An 18,683-nucleotide genomic window follows, 5' to 3' on the forward strand; every position below is an offset into this window, starting at 1 on the left:
TTAAAACATGCAAGAACTATTAAAAATCGCACTAATTCAAGCCGATTTGGTCTGGGAAAACCCAGAGCAAAACAGGTTAAACTTCACTAATAAAATTGAAAGTATATCTGAAATGGTTGACCTTATTGTGCTGCCAGAAATGTTTACATCAGGATTTACCATGAATGCTGAATTGGTTGGAGAGTCCATGAATGGGATAACAGTTGAGTGGATGCTTGAAATGGCATCTAAAAAAAAATCAGCTATAGCCGGTAGCATTGTTATTTCAGAGGATAATAATTTTTACAACCGCTTATTTTTTGTTAAACCTGATGGTACGTTTGTTTGTTATGATAAGCGCCACACATTTACATTAGCAGGTGAGGATAAAATTTACAAAGCTGGTACCAAAAAAGTGATTGTAAATTATAAAGGTTGGAAAATTTGTCCGCTAATTTGTTACGATTTACGTTTTCCTGTTTGGGCACGAAATAAAGAGGATTATGATGTTTTAATGTATGTAGCAAACTGGCCAAAACCAAGAGTATCTGCTTGGGATACATTATTAAAAGCAAGGGCTATTGAAAACATGTGCTATTGTATTGGTGTAAATAGGGTAGGCATTGATGGAGTAAATAGTGAATATACTGGAAATTCGGCGGTTTATGATGTTTTAGGTAATGAAATAACTGTTATAAAGCCAAATGAAGAACAAATTGAAATAGTAATTTTAGAAAAAAGACATATCGAAGCATACAGAAATAAATTGAAGTTTTTAAATGATAGAGATAGTTTTACTATTATTTAAAAATAATGGTTTGTACGATATCCCAATCGGCTCTTAATTCTTCATCTATCTCAAAATTAACAACACGTTCTGGCTGAATTTTTTTCAAGTAGTTTCCAGTATCATATTTTCTATTACCATTAGCATCAAAAATGGTTCTAATAGTATATTTTCCCGGGCTAATATTGTTAAAGTCTAAAATACTTTCTTGGGTTGTGTACATTTCATACTTAGGCGACTCTTTTGAATCAATTAATTGAACGATGAGTGGAAAAGTGGCATTCTGTAAAACAATCCTTAAGTCGGTATAATCAGAATTATTTTTTGTGCTTACTTTTAAGTTAATAGTATCGTTTTTATTGTTAAAAAAGTCAACAAAAGCCTCGGGCAATATTTTTATTTGATAGGTATTGCCCTCCGTTTTGTCAAAACTCAAAGCATAGGTGTTTGAAATGGAATCAAATGTTGACGCAAACTGAATTCGAGTAGAGTCCTTATCTATTAGAGCAATTTTGGATTGGTCAAAACCCTCAAAGGGGATATTACCAGTTATTTTGAGGGGTTCATCATATTTTATATTTCCAGATGGGTTTCCACTTATTGTCAATGAATCTCTTTTTTGTTCACTTATTCTTACTGTATAATCTTTTTCAAAATTGGGATGACTTACTTTAAAAATAAGGGAATCTACTTCCAGTCTTGGTTTGTACCAGTAATAAAGAGTATCTGTTTTTTCATCTTTTGTAATACGATATTCAAAATCCTGAGGAGTTTGAGAAAGAATTTTGATTTCCATATTTTTATAATCGCCCTCATAACCAAAAGCGATTTTTTCTCCCGATATTAACTTAGGTCTTGTAGCGTTAAAATCAAGTTCTTCAGAAAACAACTTTAAATTATAAGTAGTATCTGTTGGAACCTCAATAAACTCCTTATGAAATGCAATTTGATCGGTTTTTTGCTGAAATTTATTATCACCGTTTTTATCCTTTAGAGCTATCAGTAAATATTTACCCGCCTTTATGTTTTCGATAGAAAATGTGGTTAAACTATCTAGGGTATTAGTAATATATTTAGGAACTTGTTTGTAAATGACAGAATCGGTAAAGGTTGAATCTACCTCATATAAAGCAACATTTACAAAAGTTTCAGGTTGTTTTTTAATGGCATCAACAATAGTGCCTTTTACGGTCAATGAATCTATATAATCACCGGTTGAAAATACGTAACGATAGTATGGATATGGATTGCCTTCATTGTTATCGGTTATACTATTTCCAAAATTAAAAGCATAGGTGGTGTTGGGTTGAAGCGTGTCGAAAATTTTAATAGAAATATACTTGCTAGCGCCTCCCAAAGGTTTTATTTCGGGTTGGGTTTTCATGGGTGGCGAAATGATGAGTTGTTTTTGTATATCCTTTATTTTTATATACTCATCAAAATAAACCCGTATTTCCTTGCCTTTAAAATTTGTTGAAAAATTCTCTGGTTCAGATTTAATAATGACGGGCGGTGTTTCATCTTTTGGTCCGCCATCAGGAGTTCCTCTGTTGGCACAGTTTATAAAAATAGCCCCTAAAACAAAGGCCAAAATAAAATTTGAAAGGGTCTTGGTCATTAACAATTTATATTTCTACAAACCTACATAAATTTACAGAAATAATGCCCAATAGTGTTAGGCTATTGCCATTGTAGCTACACTTATTTTTACATTTTTCACTTGGTTTAAAACAGCAGTGCAGGCTTCTAAGGTTGCCCCTGTTGTAATAAGATCATCTACCAGTAAAATATGTTTTCCGTCAATAATATCCATGTTTTTCAAGGCAAATAATTCCTCGTGGTTTATCCATCTGGAAAAACGGCTTTTACTAGTTTGAGATTTAGTGTTGGTTATTTTTACTAAAACATCATCTTTATAATCAGCATTCAAAGCTTTGGCAATTTGTTGACCAAATTTAGCAACTTGGTTATACCCTCTTTTTTTTAGTTTTTTTTTATGAAGTGGAACAGGGATAACCATGTCAATATTATTGTAGCTCTCAACAGTTTTAAGTTCCCCGCCAAGCCAATTCCCTAAAACAAATCCGATATTTTCATAGCCTTTATATTTTAAACTATGAATGAGTTGCTGAACAAGACCTTTCTTTTCAAACCTGAAAAGGGATGTACCTTGTTCGATTTTGGCACGACCGTAAAGCACTTTTGAAACAGCATCATTATTATCAAAATGAAAATTGGTTATAGGTAAATCGTGCCTGCAATTTAAACAAATAGTATCCTCATTATCATGGAGTAAGCTATGGCAAGCATAACATACTTTAGGGAAAAATAAATTTACTAAGGGTTTTAGCATATTTTTTTGAATTTTTCTTTAAGGCACTTTTTTACTACAATCTTTTTAAAATTATTAAGGTTTAGTTTTAGAAAGGATTTTACTGCAATCGCTAACACTAAACCGTTCTAAAGATAATTAAATCCAAAACAATAAAATCAAAACTTATTTTTCAACAAACAAGCTATTTGTTTAAAGCGGTTTTTTATTTTTGCAGCATGACAAATCAAGACGATCAATTTAAGAAGGTTATCTCTCATGCCAAAGAATACGGATATGTTTTCCAAAGCAGTGAGATATATGACGGTTTAAGTGCTGTTTATGACTACGCTCAAAATGGTGCAGAATTAAAGAAAAACATACGAGACTACTGGTGGAAAGCTATGGTGCAAATGCATGATAATATAGTGGGTATTGATGCCGCTATTTTTATGCATCCAACCACTTGGAAAGCCTCTGGTCATGTGGATGCCTTTAATGACCCCTTAATTGATAATAAAGATTCAAAAAAACGCTATCGTGCCGATGTATTGATTGAAGACTATTGTGCTAAAATAGAAGCTAAAATTGATAAGGAAGTTGTAAAAGCTGAAAAGCGTTTTGGGGATGCTTTCGATAAGGAACAATTTTTGGCAACCAACCAACGCGTTGTTGAATATCAAGAAAAAATAAATACGACGCTTTCGCGTATGGCAAAGTCTTTGGAAAATGAAGATTTAGCCGATGTAAAAGCACTTATTGAAGAATTGGAAATTGCTGATCCATTAACGGGTAGCAGAAACTGGACTGATGTGAAGCAGTTCAATTTAATGTTTGGCACTAAACTGGGAGCTTCTGCTGAAAATGCTATGGATTTATACTTACGCCCTGAAACGGCACAAGGTATTTTTGTCAACTTTTTAAACGTTCAAAAAACCAGTCGTTTAAAAATTCCTTTTGGTATAGCGCAAACAGGTAAAGCTTTTAGAAATGAAATAGTTGCAAGACAGTTTATTTTTAGAATGCGTGAGTTTGAACAAATGGAAATGCAATTTTTTATTAAACCAGGCACTCAAAAAGAATGGTATGACCATTGGAAAGATACGCGATTGAAGTGGCACTTAAGTTTAGGAATGGGAGCAGACAATTACCGTTTTCATGACCACGAAAAATTGGCACATTATGCAGATGCTGCTTGTGATATTGAATTTAAGTTTCCGTTTGGGTTTAAAGAATTGGAAGGGATTCATTCACGTACCGATTTCGATTTAAGTCAGCATGAAAAATACTCAGGTAAAAAATTACAGTATTTTGATCCTGAAGAGAATAAAAGCTATGTGCCTTTTGTGTTAGAAACATCAATTGGTTTAGATAGGATGTTTTTAGCAGTATTTTCAAATTCTTTGGTAGAAGAAGAATTGGAAAATGGAACCACCAGAACGGTTTTAAAATTACCAAGTGTTTTAGCACCTGTAAAAGCGGCGGTTCTACCCTTAGTAAAAAAAGATGGTTTGCCCGAAATAGCTAAACAAATTGTGGATGATTTGAAGTGGGATTTTAATGTGGATTATGACGAAAAAGACGCCGTTGGTAGACGCTACAGAAGACAAGATGCCAATGGAACACCATTTTGTATTACAGTAGATCATGATACTTTAGAGGATAACACTGTAACCATTCGCCACAGGGATTCTATGGAACAACAGCGAGTTAAAATTGAGGATTTACGGAATATTATAAAGCAAGAAGTGGATGTACGTACTTGGTTGATGAAGATGTAAATTATTCCCACCTACACAGGATTCTATTTATAAAATCACAAAGCCCGAACAATTTGATCGGGCTTTTTTTATATATGTATTTGCCTATCAATCTGTTGGTCTAAAGAAATAAGGGATTCGGTTCTTAAAACACCAGTTATCGTTTGAATATTCTTGTTAATAATGTGCATAAGATGGGTATTGTCTAAACTTAAAACTTTTACAAAAATACCAAAGGAGCCCGTAGTAAAATGGCATTCAACAATTTCTGGAATACGTTTTAAGGCTCTAATGACTTCATCGGTGTTAGCTGCTTTATCTAAATAAATACCCACAAACGCCAACGTTGAATATCCTAATATTTTGGGGTTAATAATAAATTTTGAACCTGAAATAAGTTTGGATTTTTCCAATTTTCGTAACCGTTGATGGATGGCAGCACCAGAAATACCAACATTTCGAGCAATTTCTAAAATAGGTGTCCTGGCATCTAGCATTAAGGCTCGAAGTATTTTTTTATCAATGCCATCAATAGTTATGGTTTTGTTCTTTTGCATGCTAAATCTGGTTTCAAACTAAAACATAAATGTAGTTATTTACTTTTAAATTGAAACTAATTATTTAGAGGATTGTATCCCAAATAGGGCACTTCTTTTTCGTTAAAGCTGATGCCAAAAGTTTCCAACTCTTTTAAAATAGGTTTGTAAACTTCTTTGGTTATTGGAATTTGCACCCCTGGAGTCTTAATTTTTCCATTTAAAATGGCAAGCGTTGCCATGGCAACGGGTAAGCCAACAGTTTTTGCCATGGCAGTATAGGTTTGATCTTCACCAACCACAACCATATTGGCATCAATTTGATATTTTTTACCCTCTTTTTCGTAACCAAATTTATGGTACATCACAATCATATCTTTATCCTTTTGATCAAGCGTCCATTTATCCATTAATATTTTTTGTAGAATTTGGGCTGGTGTTGCTTTTTTAAGTTCAACTCTTTTTGTTGAGCTAAAAATTTCAAGTTCTATGAGTTTATCCCAAACAATATCATCTTGATCTATCTTTAATTGATGACGTAATTTTAACTCTACAGAATCTGATGGGCTATAAGGCAAAAAGGCGTTTACAAAATCACGATAACTCATATTTTCGCTGTCATCCATCGTGTAACTATCATCTGTCATTCCCAATGTAACAAAAATATTCCAAGCTCTACTAAAACCCACACGACGCATGGTACCTCTGTACAAAGTTTTAACATTTTCTAAACCATACACATTTTGGTATTTTAAAGAATCGCGATTGGCATAAACTTCAAATCGACCAAATCCCTCAATATCCAAAAATTCTGTTCGCCTAAATAAACGGTTGTAGGGGATATATTTATAGGTGCCTTCCTGTAAAAATTTTGCGACTCCACCTTGTCCTGCAATCACCACATTTCTTGGATTCCAAGTAAATTTATAATTCCAAAGATTATTATCACTTTCTGGTGCAATTAATCCCCCTGTAAATGATTCAAACAAAATAATATTTCCGCCATTTTCACGAATTCTATCTAAAACCTGCATGGCACTCATGTGATCTATTCCTGGATCTACGCCAATTTCGTTCATTAAAATAAGACCATTAGTTTTGGCCTCATCATCCAAGGTTTGCATTTCGGAGCTAACATATGATGCCGTGACCATGTGTTTTCTATGTTTTATACAATCTTTGGCAACTTCAATATGAAAACGGGCAGGTAACATAGAAACTACGATATCTGAATTTTTAATAGCCTCATTGCGAGCGGTTTCATTAAAAATATCTAAATGAATGGCTTCCGCATTTTTGTGATTAGCAATTAGTTTTTTTGCAGTTTCAATGTTTAAATCAGCAACGCTTACAAATAAATTTTCAGAAACCGATTTATCTAATAAATATTTTAAAAGATAAGGAGCAGATTTCCCTAAACCAATGATTAAAATCTTTCGCATTTTGGATATTGTTGAGTAGTTTTGTTGTGAATAACGAGCAGTAAAATTACTGTTTAATTTTATGACATTAACATATTCTGAAAGTATTTATTGCGAATAATTTATAAAAATGAATAAAAAAATCTTAATTACGGCATCCGCTTTAGGGATTTTAAGTATAGCTTTAGGAGCGTTTGGAGCGCATGGTTTAAAGGAATTAATCACTGTTAATGCAATTCAAACTTTTGAAATAGGCGTTCGTTACCAAATGTACCACGCCTTTTTTTTGCTATTTGTTGGAAACACTTCCTACGTAACTATAAAAACTAAAAAGATAGTTTATTATTTAACCTTAATTGGTGTCCTTTTTTTTTCAGGTTCTATTTATGGATTGGCTACAAATGATTTAACGAATTTCGATTTTAATTTTTTTGGTTTTATTACGCCCTTAGGTGGCTTTTTTTTGATTTTAGCTTGGGTGTTCGTATTTATTGATTTTATAAAAATGTCATCTAAAAATCAATAATAATTAAATATAATTTAAATAATTGTCTTAATTTTGAAAAATAAATAATTTTATATCAGTTTATGGAAAGCGGTAATAAGATTTTGATAACGAATTCTTTGGAATCATATGGCATTAAAAATTCAAAAATCAACTATCAATTATCACCAGAAGAATTACACCAAATAACAATTGAAAAAGGAAAAGGTGTTGAAGCTTCTTCAGGTGCATTGGCGGTTAATACTGGGGAATTTACCGGACGTTCTCCTCAAGATAGGTTTATTGTTAAAGATAACATAACGGAAGATAAAATTTGGTGGGGTAACATAAACATTCCTTTTGAAGCTGATAAATTTGATAAACTTTACAATAAGGTTGTAGATTATTTATCAAACAAAGAAATTTTTGTTCGAGATAGTTATGCTTGTGCAGACGAAAATTATAAATTAAATATTCGAGTAATTAATGAATATCCATGGAGCAATTTATTTGCTTTTAACATGTTTTTACGGCCAACTGAAGAAGAACTTGAAAATTTTTCTCCAGAATGGACAGTCGTAAATGCACCAGGTTTCATGGCAAACCCTGGAGAGGATGGTACGCGTCAGCATAATTTTGCTATTTTAAACTTCACAAAAAAAATCGCTTTAATTGGAGGAACAGGATACACCGGCGAAATTAAAAAAGGTATTTTTTCTGCTTTGAACTTTATACTTCCTGTTTTTAAAAATACGTTACCCATGCACTGTAGTGCTAATGTAGGTAAAGATGATGATACAGCTATTTTCTTTGGGCTATCAGGTACAGGAAAAACAACCCTATCAACCGACCCTAATAGAAGTTTAATAGGTGATGATGAGCATGGTTGGACCAACGAAAACACGGTGTTTAATTTTGAAGGTGGATGCTATGCTAAAGTAATAAATCTGTCCAGAGATAATGAACCCGAAATATTTGATGCTATAAAAAAAGGAGCTATCCTTGAAAATGTTATTTTAAATAACAAAGGCGAAGTTGATTTTTCTGATACATCTATTACGCAAAATACCAGGGTAAGTTATCCCATAAACCATATTGAAAATATCCAAATACCTTCCATTGGTAAAAACCCTAAAAATATCTTCTTTTTAACTGCAGATGCTTTTGGTGTGTTGCCTCCAATTTCTAAGTTAACACCAAGTCAGGCAGCATATCATTTCATTTCTGGCTATACTGCCAAAGTTGCAGGAACCGAGGCTGGAGTTGTTGAGCCTGTACCCTCTTTTTCAGCTTGCTTTGGTGCGCCTTTTATGCCCTTACATCCCTCAAAATATGCCGAAATGTTAAGTAAGAAAATGATTGATGCTGGCGTGAATGTTTGGTTGGTAAACACAGGATGGACAGGAGGCCCTTATGGTATAGGAACACGTATGAAACTAAAATATACTCGTGCCATGATTAATGCAGTTTTAAATGGCGATTTAGGATTATATAATTATGATGATTACCATATACATTCGGTTTTCGGAGTGGCACAACCTAGAACTTGCCCTGGTGTTCCAACTAGTGTATTGAGCCCAAGAGCTACCTGGAATGATGACGAAGCTTACTACAAAACAGCTTTCAAATTAACCAATGCTTTTAGAGAAAATTTTAAAAAGTTTGAAGCACATTGTAGTGAGGAAATAAGACGTGGTGGTCCACAACGGTATGCATTTTAACAACAAAAAGGCCTAATTAATTAATTGGGCCTTTTTGTTAACTATAGAAAATTAATTATTTTCCCTTATTAGCCTTTTCGATATATTTCTCTAACGCCATAGTCATTGATGGGGTTTCAGGAGTTGGAGCAGCAATATCTACACGTAAACCTTTTTCTTCAACCGCTTTAATAGTGGTATTTCCAAAAACAGCTATACGAGTTTCGTTTTGTTTAAAATCAGGGAAGTTTTGAAATAATGATTCAATACCAGAAGGACTAAAAAACACCAAAACATCATAATATACATCAGCTAAGTCAGAAAGGTCGCTAACAACTGTTTTGTAAAAGATAGCTTGTTTCCAGTTTACGCCCAAAGCATTTAAAGTTTCAGGAACTTCATCCTTTACTTTATCGGTATTGGGTAATAAAAATTTCTCATCTTTATATTTTTTGATAAGTGGAGAAAGTTCCGAAAACGAACGTTTACCTACATAAATTTTACGTTTTCTGTATACCACGTACTTTTGAAGGTAAAATGCCACAGCTTCAGATTGACAAAAATATTTCATGGTGTCTGGAACCTTAAAACGCATTTCCTCTGCTACCCTAAAAAAGTGATCTACAGCATTTCTACTGGTTAAAATAATAGCGGTATAGTTTTTTAAATCAACTTTTTGTTGTCTTACATCTTTAGCGCTAACACCTTCAACATGAATAAAAGGTCTAAAATCTATTTTAACTTTCTGTTTTTCAATCAAATCAAAGTAGGGGGAGTTCTCTATTTTAGGTTCAGGTTGAGATACCAAAATGGTTTTCACTTTCATAAACACTGGTAGTTTTTTTATTTTATAAAAAACACCTTATACAAAATTATATAGGGTGTGATTTCAAGTGCGCAAAGATACAAAATAAAATAAAACAAGTTATTTTTTATTAAACTTTGATGTGCTTTAAACAAACTTAATAAACCAACTATATTAACTATTAATAATAAACCTATAATTATATAAAAAAGGGTTAATGTAGGTTTAAAAGTATATAACAATAAGGCATTTATGGGAAGTAGTAAAAGCCCTAAATAATTTTTGTAACTAATTTTTTGAAAAATATAAGTATCTATTAGTTTATCAATTTCAAATAAACTAGCTATAAGTCGCTCCACAAGCACTTTTATCAAAATAAACGATGCTATTCCTATACCTAATTTAAACATGATGTTGAAAGATACTTCTCTTGTTTCCGTTAGATTTTGATAGATTAAATAACAAAAAACAGATAATGAGAGTATTAAATTTCCAAACAACAACCCATCAAAAATATCAAGGAATTTTTGATCTCTTGCATAGATTTTAAGGTACTTATTGTTCCCTAAAACAATTAAAAAATCATCAAAACGTTTAGGAGCTGTTAATTTTGCCATAGCTATAATTACTAAACCAACAACCAATAAAATAGTAAACAATTCGTTTGAAATAATATTACGAAGCATGCTTTAAAATTATTATAAATTTTAATATTAAACCTTATTATTAAAGAATATTTAAAAAAAATAAACGGTTAATAATGTACCTTTGCCAAAACTAAATTGGGTTTCAAGAAATAGTAGTATGAAGGGTACAATTGTAATTATACCAACATATAATGAAGTCGAGAACATAGAAGCTATTATAAAAGCAGTTCTCAGTCAATCAGTTGATATTCATATTCTTATTGTTGATGATAATTCACCAGATTTAACGGCTCTAAAAGTTAAAGAGCTTCAAGAGGAATTTCCAAAAAGGTTGTTTTTAGAAGTTCGAAAGGAGAAATCTGGTTTGGGCACTGCATATATTCATGGCTTTAAGTGGAGTTTGAAAAGAAACTATAATTATATTTTTGAAATGGATGCTGATTTTTCACATAATCCTAATGATATTGAAAAGCTCTATAGTGCATGCCATGATGAGGGTGCCGATGTATCCATAGGCTCCAGATATATAACGGGTGTCAATGTAGTGAATTGGCCCATGAGCCGAGTATTAATGTCTTATTTGGCATCAAAATACGTGAGATTAATTACAGGTATGAAAATTCATGACACTACAGCAGGTTTTGTATGCTACAAAAAAGAAGTTTTAGAATCCATCAATCTTGATACCATTAAATTTATAGGTTATGCATTTCAAATTGAAATGAAGTTTAAAGCTTATTTAAAAAGATTTAATATTGTTGAAGTCCCCGTTATTTTTACCGATAGAACGAAAGGCGAATCTAAATTAAGTTCAGGTATTATTTCTGAAGCTATCTTTGGAGTTATCTCTATGAAGCTTAAAAGTTTATTAAAAAAACAGTAAGAATGAACCAAAAATTGACTCTTATAAAAAATGCTAAAATAGTAAACGAAGGCACCATATTTATTGGTGATATATTAATTGAAGGCGAGTACATTAAAGAAGTAAGTGATTCAATAAGTGCAAAATCTTCCGATGTTCTAGTTATTGATGCCGAAGGAAAATACATTTTACCGGGAGCTATCGATGACCAAGTTCATTTTAGGGAACCTGGTTTAACCCATAAAGCAAATATTGAAACTGAGAGTAAAGCTGCTATCGCAGGGGGTATTACCAGTTTTATAGAAATGCCAAACACCAATCCACAAACTACAACCATTGAGAAACTGGAAGAAAAATTTGAAATAGCATCTAAAACATCGTTTGCCAACTATTCGTTTATGTTTGGGGGAACTAATGATAATTTGGAAGAAATTTTAAAATTGGACGCAAATCAAGTCGCTGGGTTAAAATTATTTTTAGGGTCTTCTACGGGGGACATGCTGGTTGATGATCCTGTGGTTTTAGAAAAAATTTTTAAAAGTACCAGCATGGTAATTTCAGTTCATTGTGAAGATGAAGGTACCATTAAAAAAAACTTGCAAGAACATTTAGAAGAATTTGGTGAAGATATCCCCATAAAATACCACCCTATAATCAGAAGTGAAGAAGCTTGTTATTTGTCTTCATCAACAGCCATAGAATTGGCAAAAAAAACAGGTGCAAGATTGCATGTTTTTCACTTATCTACAGGAAAGGAAACCAATTTGTTTACAAATAAAATGCCACTCGCTGATAAAAAAATTACTGCTGAAGTTTGTATTCATCATTTATGGTTTTCTGATGAAGATTATGATAAAAAAGGCACTTTAATTAAGTGGAATCCCGCGGTAAAAACCAAGAATGATAGAGACCAACTCTGGAAAGCTTTGTTAGATGACAGAATTGATGTGATAGCCACTGACCATGCACCGCATACGATGGAGGAGAAGAAAAACGTTTATACAGCAGCACCCTCAGGTGGCCCGTTAGTGCAACATGCGTTACCAGCTATGTTGGAAATGTATCATAAGGAGAAGATTTCCTTGGAAAAAATAGTAGAAAAAATGTGCCATAATCCCGCTATTTTATTCCAAGTCGACCGTCGTGGATTTATTAGAGAAGGGTACTTTGCCGATTTAGTTTTGGTAGATTTAAATAATCCATGGACAGTTAATAAGAGCAACATATTATATAAATGTGGTTGGTCGCCTTTTGAAGGAACCACCTTTAAATCTAGAATTACACATACATTTTTAAATGGTAATTTAGTGTATCAAAACGCTAAATTTAGTAATGTTAAATCAGCAAAACGATTAACTTTTAATAGATGATTTTAAAGCGATTTATCTCATATATATCCATTGTTTTAACTTTAGTGGCTTGTAACAGATTTAATGGTCCAGAAAAGCCTGATAATTTGATTCCTAAGGAAAAAATGATAGATATTTTAATTGATGATAAACTTATATCATCTGCAAGTACTGTTAATAAAATGATTTTAAAAAATAGTGGTATTGATTTGGACACCTACATTTTTACAAAATATAACATTGATAGTTTGCAATTTGTTTTAAGCAATAATTATTATGCGTTTCATATAAAAGATTACGAAGAGATTTATAATAAGGTGGAAGATAGTTTGGAGATGCTAAAAACCAAATACAAGGATTTAGAGGCTCAAGAATGGAAAGAGAAGACCAAACGGGAAGAAGATTCACTAAAAGCAGCTTTGGCAAAAGAATTAGATACATTAAGCTTAAAAGATTCTTTAAAAAAAGAAATTATTAAAGATTCTTTGGATAAAACTACTACATTTAAAAAGTTTGAAGCAGGAACAAATCTTATTCCGCCTGTATCAGATACTGGCCACCAATAAAATCAATAGTTTCATTAATAGGTTTAAACTCATAGCTCAAGGCATCTTTAATTTTCTTACTGCTGTAAATTGTTTCTGTTGTTAATGAATGTACTATTTGTTTGGTAAGCTGCCTTCGTTTGCCAGTTAGTTTATGTACTAACCAATCTAGTTTCCAAGCTAGATTCAATAGCCTTTGGTTTACTTGTTTTTTCGGAGGTATAGCATTCACGGATTTTGATAAAGCACTTAAAAAATCTTTGTAGGTCCAATTTTCACTAACCAATACAAATCGTTCATTATTAATGTTGCTTTCCATCAATTTTATCATCACAGTAACGACATCTTCAATGGCAATTAAGGCAATAGTACCAGAAGGATAATATTTAAAACCCTTTTTTGCTTTTTTAAAAAAAACGCCCGTGCCATATCGCCATATACCTGCGCCCAAAATAACTCCTGGATTTACAATAACTGCATTTAAGCCTTCTTGAGTACCTCTCCAAACCTCCATTTCTGCTCCATATTTTGTTATGGCATAAACACTATTGTCGGCCTCAGGATTCCAATTGGTATCTTCTGCAATAGGGTTTGTTTCGTGTCCTAAAGTCGCAATTGTACTTACATAACAAAGCTTTTTAATGCTATTTGAAATAGAAAAATTTACAATATTGGCAGTACCTTCAATATTAGTTTTTCGTAAAAGTTGATATTTATCGGGCTCAAAAGACACAAAAGCAGCACAATGATAAACATGGGTAATGTTTTCAAAAGCTTCTGTTAAAGCTGGAATATTCAAAATATCAGCTTCAACCCATTCAATGGCATTAAAATAAGACTCGTAATTGTTAGTATAACAAGAAAATACACTTTTAACATTACTGAGCTTTCTTTCATTTCTGTAAATGGCTCTTACTTTTTCTTTATTATTAACGAGTTTAAAAAGTAAATGTGCGCCAACCAAACCGGTACCTCCTGTTACTAAAATCATGCAACTAAAGTAAAGAATTATTCAGAATACATTAGTAATTATAAGGGTATTTTTATATTTGCCAAAGTATTTTAAAATTGTTACAAATGATAAAGAATTTTGTTGAAGAGTTAACTTGGAGAGGCATGATACATACAGTTATGCCAGGAGCGGAAGAACACCTTATGGAGGGCATGCGAAGTGCTTATGTGGGTTTTGACCCCACAGCAGATTCTTTACATATTGGTAATTTGGTACCAATTATGTTATTGGCGCACTATCAACGCTGTGGGCACAAGCCAGTAGCTCTAGTTGGTGGTGCCACAGGAATGATTGGGGATCCATCAGGAAAATCTAGTGAGCGTAATTTGCTAGATGAAAATACTTTACGTCATAATCAAGAAGCCATAAAAAAGCAATTGGCTCATTTTTTAGATTTTGAAAGCCATGCTGAAAATGCGGCAATTTTGGTGAATAATTATGATTGGATGAAATCCTTTTCTTTCCTTGAATTTATTCGTGATGTCGGTAAGCACATTACTGTAAATTATATGATGGCTAAAGATTCTGTAAAAAATAGAATTTCATCAGATTCTTCAGAAGGGATGAGTTTTACAGAGTTTACCTATCAATTGGTGCAAGGTTATGATTTTCTTCATCTATACAAAGAAAAAGATTGTACTATACAAATGGGAGGAAGCGACCAGTGGGGAAATATAACAACGGGTACCGAATTAATTAGGCGGATTGAAAGCGGTAAAGGATATGCTATAACGTGTCCTTTAATTACAAAATCAGATGGATCTAAATTTGGTAAATCTGAAGGGGGCAATGTATGGTTGGATGCCAATAGAACGTCACCTTATAAATTTTATCAATATTGGTTGAATTCAAGTGATGAGGACGCTGAAAAGTATATTAAAATATTTACTTTTTTAAATCAAGATGACATATTTGCTTTGGTAAATGAACATCATGAAGCGCCTCATTTACGTGTGCTTCAAAAGCGATTAGCTGAAGAAATCACCATGATGGTTCATTCAAAAGAGGATTTAGATAATGCCATAAAAGCCAGTACTATTTTGTTTGGAAACTCCACAAGTGAAGACTTAAAACAGCTTAATGAACAAACTTTTTTAGACGTTTTTGATGGGGTTCCACAAACGCAAATTCATAAATCTGACATTGATAACGGGTTGGATATAATAGCGGCTTTGGCTGAAAAAGGGGGGTTTTTAAAATCCAATGGTGAAGCTAGACGCGCTTTAAAAGAAAATTCGATTTCGGTAAACAAAGAAAAGGTTAACGAGGATTATAAAATTGAATCAAAGGATTTGATTAACAATAAATTTGTATTGCTGCAACGGGGTAAAAAAAATTACTTTGTATTACAAATTATTTAAAAATATTAAAGCCCAATGTTAACATTGGGCTTTAACTAACTAACCAACCAAACTAATTAGAAAAAATTAATTTTTCTTTTTCTTAGTTTATTTTTTGTCGGGATTACATTCTTTGCCTTACAAAAAAAGTGTTTTATATTTTAAATCTTTTTAAGATTCTAAACTATTTTTATCCTTCAAATAGAAGAATTTTTAGTTAGCAACAAAATTAAAGAACCATTAAGTTGCACCCTCGGATATCTGAATTATCAAAGCGACCTATAACTTCAAAAGAACCATCTTGATATACTCTACCCAAATCTTGGGTGGCAATAAAAGAGCAAGAATTTGTATTGGCTAAATCAATAATATTAATCCCTCCTGTTTTTCCCTCAGTTAATATGGTTAGCGGATCTTCGGTGTCACGGGTGAAAATTGTCATCCAAGGCGGACAATTAAAAATACCATTTCCTTTGGAGTAGGCTTGACTTAAAAGTTCGGTCATACCATATTCACTGTGTATAGTATCAACTCCAAAGCCTGCTTTTAGTTTTTTGTGAAGTTCGCTTCTAATCAATTCTTTACGACGCCCTTTCATGCCACCAGTTTCCATAATGATGGTATGTTGTAGGTCAAATTTATATGTTTCAACCAAGTCTAACAAAGCAAAGGACACACCAATTAGTAAAACTTTTTTGCCTTCCGAATCTAATTTGATTAGGATATTTTTTAATTCTATAATATTATTCAAATAAAAACCACTTTCAGGATGATTTGAGGTTTTAATCATATTATCTACCATATAAACAAGAGAAGACCCTCCGCGCTCCATGTAAGAAGGTAGTAAACCTAAAATAACATAATTCTCAATGTTCCCATAAAAATGCTCAAATCCTTTGGTGAAACTTTGCTTGTAGACACCTAAATCGGTTACATGGTGTTTACTAGTTAAACTTCCTGTGGTTCCAGAGCTAGTAAACGTTGTTTTTATAGGTTGATTGGAACTTAAAATCTTATGGCTTTTAAAAAATTGAATTGGTAAAAACGGGATATCCGTTATTTTTTTTATATCACTGGGGTGTATATATAATAAATCGCAAAACGATCTGTAAATAGGATTGTTATCGAATTGAAATTTAAAAACTTGTAAAGACAAATTTTCAAATTCAGTTGTGCTTTTAATTTTAAAAATGGAATTTATATCTATCATAAACTAAGATAACAAAGGTAGATAAAATAAAAAAGCGTTACCAAAGGGTAACGCTTTAAATAAATGGTTTGCTTAAATTATCTAATCACTAATTTTTGAGTGGATATAGCATCTTCTTGTGAAACTTTCATGATGTAAATACCTGTTTTTAAGGTTGAAACATCTAATTTGTTATCAGTAATAGTATTAGTGATAACCTGCTTTCCTAAAACATCAAACACTGTCACATTCATTTCGGCATTTTTTCTGCTAGAAATATTAACATAACCTAATGAGGTTGGGTTAGGATACATACTAAACCCTTCTATTTCGTTGTATTCGGTATCAAGTGTAATGTCTGATAATCCTCTTGAAGTAACCTGAACAGTTCCAAAGAATTCTGATACAATTACCACTAAGTCTTGATTTCCTGAAGGGATGGTCTGGCCTATATAATTGGCATTACTAAATGCGCTTCTAAAAATGGTAGTTCCGGTAGCATCCGTGATGTTATAATTACCAGTACTGCCAATAGCACTAACAAAAGTACCTCCGGCATCAGCAAAAGTGGCACCATTTATTCGAACTAATTCTGATTCATAATCTTCCCAATTGCTTAATAAAGTTGCGATTGTAACGGTTGGGATTGCAGGACTGTTTCCCGTTGATGTTGGCGCTCCCCAACCAGCATCACTAGGTATTAACTGAAGAACACTGTTAAAATTGTCTAAACGACCTCTTATATTTGATACAGCATCACCGGTGTTGTAAGGAGATGTGGCATAATCAATGTCATAAACCATGATACCGGCCGTTCCATCCTGAAAATACATTGTTAAATCAAAATCAGGAATAGTCCAGGTATTAATTACGGGCCCCGTTACCCGATAATATAAGTCAGGGCCAACTACTTGGGCTCTCAGGGTTGCTAAATCAGGTACGTCCGTATAGGTGGCTATAGTGAAGGTAAAGGAATAAACTACTGGCGTACTTAAAGGATTTCCGGAATTATCTACTAACTCTGCTCTGAAAAAATAAGTTTCACCCACAATTAATCCATTTACAGGGTAAGTTACGTTCGAGTCGTTTGATGTAAAAACACTACCACCGTCTACAAAAACATTACCATTAGTATTTTCTATAGACCATATTATAAAACCATCTTCTGATCCATCACTAATTCCACTACCTGGTGAAGTTTCGCCAGACATATTAAAATTTGTTGTAGCAAAATCAATATTGGCATTATTTACGGTTTCTGGGTCAGCAATGAGAACATCTCCATTGCCCGGTCCGTCACTTAATGAAAGTGTTGGGTCCGTATTAGTGCCAATCCATGAACCGGGGTCAAAATCTCCGGGTGCATCTTGAGTAGCAACAGTATAACTAGTGCAACTATCTGAAGTTGGACTATCAGCCCAAATATTCCATTCGGCCTCATTCCATGGGTTTGAACCAGAAGTGACGGTAGGTTTTCTCTCAGCTCGACCATCCTCATATTCAGCACATGTGGTTGTATTATCAATACCGGGGGTTCCAAACGCGTCTACAATTACATCTGCTCCATTTACCAAGAACAAGTCGTCATCTCCATTACTTCCAGCTACACCATTTAAAATAGGGTCTAGTTGGTCAGGAGCAAATCCATAGACACTGGCAAATGTTCCATCAACGTTGTTGTAAGCAATAATATAAAAGCCACCAGCTGGAATTATTCCTGTAAGATCTAGGCTTGCCGATACAGTTGCACTTGCGTTGAGATATTTATCAATTTGCCATCCACTGCCTTCAGTGAAATCAACTGGTGATGCCCCTGCATTATAAAGTTCAATATATCTTGCGTCAGCATTGTTGTTAGGATCTGCAATTTCTGTTATAAATACTTGCCCAAAAGACAAACCAGAAATTAAAATACAAAAAAGTAAAAAGTAAAGTTTTTTCATAATATGAGAGATT

17 protein-coding genes are annotated in these 18,683 nt (G+C 33.0%); 8 read left to right on the forward strand and 9 right to left on the reverse strand.

The genetic code is table 11. The features are described from left to right. Positions 1–7: 7 nt before the first annotated feature. Positions 8–787, forward strand: coding sequence for an amidohydrolase (locus ABD963_RS04230; protein ID WP_345275691.1), 780 nt, complete (start codon positions 8–10; stop codon positions 785–787). Here the strand turns inward: ABD963_RS04230 and ABD963_RS04235 are convergent. Both ABD963_RS04235 and ABD963_RS04240 read right to left on the reverse strand, forming a co-directional pair. Continuing rightward, positions 780–2,384, reverse strand: coding sequence for an Ig-like domain-containing protein (locus ABD963_RS04235; protein WP_345275692.1), 1,605 nt, complete (start codon positions 2,382–2,384; stop codon positions 780–782). The two genes, ABD963_RS04230 and ABD963_RS04235, sit on opposite strands and share 8 nt — an antisense overlap. 57 nt (positions 2,385–2,441) lie before the next feature. Then, a complete protein-coding gene (locus tag ABD963_RS04240; RefSeq protein ID WP_345275693.1) occupies positions 2,442–3,119 on the reverse strand; it encodes a ComF family protein in 678 nt (225 codons plus the stop codon). A gap of 197 nt (positions 3,120–3,316) precedes the next feature. Here ABD963_RS04240 and ABD963_RS04245 point away from each other — a divergent pair, with 197 nt between their 5' ends. Next, positions 3,317–4,858, forward strand: coding sequence for a glycine--tRNA ligase (locus ABD963_RS04245; RefSeq protein ID WP_345275694.1), 1,542 nt, complete (start codon positions 3,317–3,319; stop codon positions 4,856–4,858). A gap of 68 nt (positions 4,859–4,926) precedes the next feature. Here ABD963_RS04245 and ABD963_RS04250 read toward each other — a convergent pair whose 3' ends face one another. Together ABD963_RS04250 and ABD963_RS04255 are read right to left on the reverse strand one after the other, a co-directional pair. Then, the gene (locus ABD963_RS04250) at positions 4,927–5,394 is read right to left on the reverse strand and encodes an Lrp/AsnC family transcriptional regulator (protein WP_345275695.1); all 468 of its coding nucleotides are present in this window, start codon (positions 5,392–5,394) and stop codon (positions 4,927–4,929) included. A 56-nt stretch (positions 5,395–5,450) separates the two neighbouring features. After that, positions 5,451–6,815, reverse strand: coding sequence for a saccharopine dehydrogenase family protein (locus ABD963_RS04255; RefSeq protein WP_345275696.1), 1,365 nt, complete (start codon positions 6,813–6,815; stop codon positions 5,451–5,453). A gap of 109 nt (positions 6,816–6,924) precedes the next feature. Between ABD963_RS04255 and ABD963_RS04260 the strand changes: the two genes are divergently transcribed. Further along, a complete protein-coding gene (locus tag ABD963_RS04260; protein WP_345275697.1) occupies positions 6,925–7,320 on the forward strand; it encodes a DUF423 domain-containing protein in 396 nt (131 codons plus the stop codon). A 62-nt stretch (positions 7,321–7,382) separates the two neighbouring features. Beyond that, the gene (gene pckA / locus ABD963_RS04265) at positions 7,383–8,999 is read left to right on the forward strand and encodes a phosphoenolpyruvate carboxykinase (ATP) (protein WP_345275698.1); all 1,617 of its coding nucleotides are present in this window, start codon (positions 7,383–7,385) and stop codon (positions 8,997–8,999) included. Positions 9,000–9,054: 55 nt separating this feature from the next. Here the strand turns inward: pckA and ABD963_RS04270 are convergent, their stop codons facing one another. Both ABD963_RS04270 and ABD963_RS04275 read right to left on the reverse strand, forming a co-directional pair. Further along, the gene (locus ABD963_RS04270; RefSeq protein ID WP_345275699.1) at positions 9,055–9,804 is read right to left on the reverse strand and encodes a uroporphyrinogen-III synthase; all 750 of its coding nucleotides are present in this window, start codon (positions 9,802–9,804) and stop codon (positions 9,055–9,057) included. A 17-nt stretch (positions 9,805–9,821) separates the two neighbouring features. Beyond that, positions 9,822–10,469, reverse strand: a complete 648-nt coding sequence (locus ABD963_RS04275; protein WP_345275700.1) for a DUF4271 domain-containing protein — start codon at positions 10,467–10,469, stop codon at positions 9,822–9,824. 118 nt (positions 10,470–10,587) lie between these two features. Here ABD963_RS04275 and ABD963_RS04280 point away from each other — a divergent pair, with 118 nt between their 5' ends. The 3 genes from ABD963_RS04280 to ABD963_RS04290 are packed head-to-tail and all read left to right on the forward strand — an operon-like array spanning position 10,588 to position 13,207. Beyond that, positions 10,588–11,313, forward strand: coding sequence for a polyprenol monophosphomannose synthase (locus tag ABD963_RS04280; RefSeq protein WP_345275701.1), 726 nt, complete (start codon positions 10,588–10,590; stop codon positions 11,311–11,313). Between the two features lie 2 nt (positions 11,314–11,315). Next, positions 11,316–12,662, forward strand: a complete 1,347-nt coding sequence (locus ABD963_RS04285) for a dihydroorotase (protein WP_345275702.1) — start codon at positions 11,316–11,318, stop codon at positions 12,660–12,662. After that, complete coding sequence (locus tag ABD963_RS04290; RefSeq protein WP_345275703.1) at positions 12,659–13,207, forward strand: DUF4296 domain-containing protein; 549 nt, start codon at positions 12,659–12,661, stop codon at positions 13,205–13,207. Before ABD963_RS04285 ends, ABD963_RS04290 begins: the two co-directional genes overlap by 4 nt. On the opposite strand, the gene ABD963_RS04295 is transcribed toward ABD963_RS04290, so the two are convergent. Then, entirely contained in the window at positions 13,173–14,177 is a 1,005-nt protein-coding gene (locus ABD963_RS04295; RefSeq protein ID WP_345275704.1) for an NAD-dependent epimerase/dehydratase family protein, read from the reverse strand. The genes ABD963_RS04290 and ABD963_RS04295 overlap by 35 nt on opposite strands. 86 nt (positions 14,178–14,263) lie before the next feature. Here ABD963_RS04295 and tyrS point away from each other — a divergent pair, with 86 nt between their 5' ends. Beyond that, on the forward strand, positions 14,264–15,559 hold the full coding sequence (tyrS, locus tag ABD963_RS04300) for a tyrosine--tRNA ligase (protein WP_345275705.1): 1,296 nt from the start codon (positions 14,264–14,266) through the stop codon (positions 15,557–15,559). A gap of 208 nt (positions 15,560–15,767) precedes the next feature. Here tyrS and ABD963_RS04305 read toward each other — a convergent pair whose 3' ends face one another. Then, positions 15,768–16,748, reverse strand: a complete 981-nt coding sequence (locus ABD963_RS04305) for a LuxE/PaaK family acyltransferase (RefSeq protein ID WP_345275706.1) — start codon at positions 16,746–16,748, stop codon at positions 15,768–15,770. A 77-nt stretch (positions 16,749–16,825) separates the two neighbouring features. Continuing rightward, positions 16,826–18,670 (reverse strand): T9SS type A sorting domain-containing protein, encoded by a 1,845-nt coding sequence (locus tag ABD963_RS04310; RefSeq protein ID WP_345275707.1) that lies wholly within the window; start codon positions 18,668–18,670, stop codon positions 16,826–16,828. Between the last annotated feature and the right edge of the window lie 13 nt (positions 18,671–18,683).

Origin of the sequence: Litoribaculum gwangyangense (assembly GCF_039543505.1) — a bacterium.
Taxonomy (GTDB): Bacteria; Bacteroidota; Bacteroidia; order Flavobacteriales; family Flavobacteriaceae; genus Litoribaculum; species Litoribaculum gwangyangense.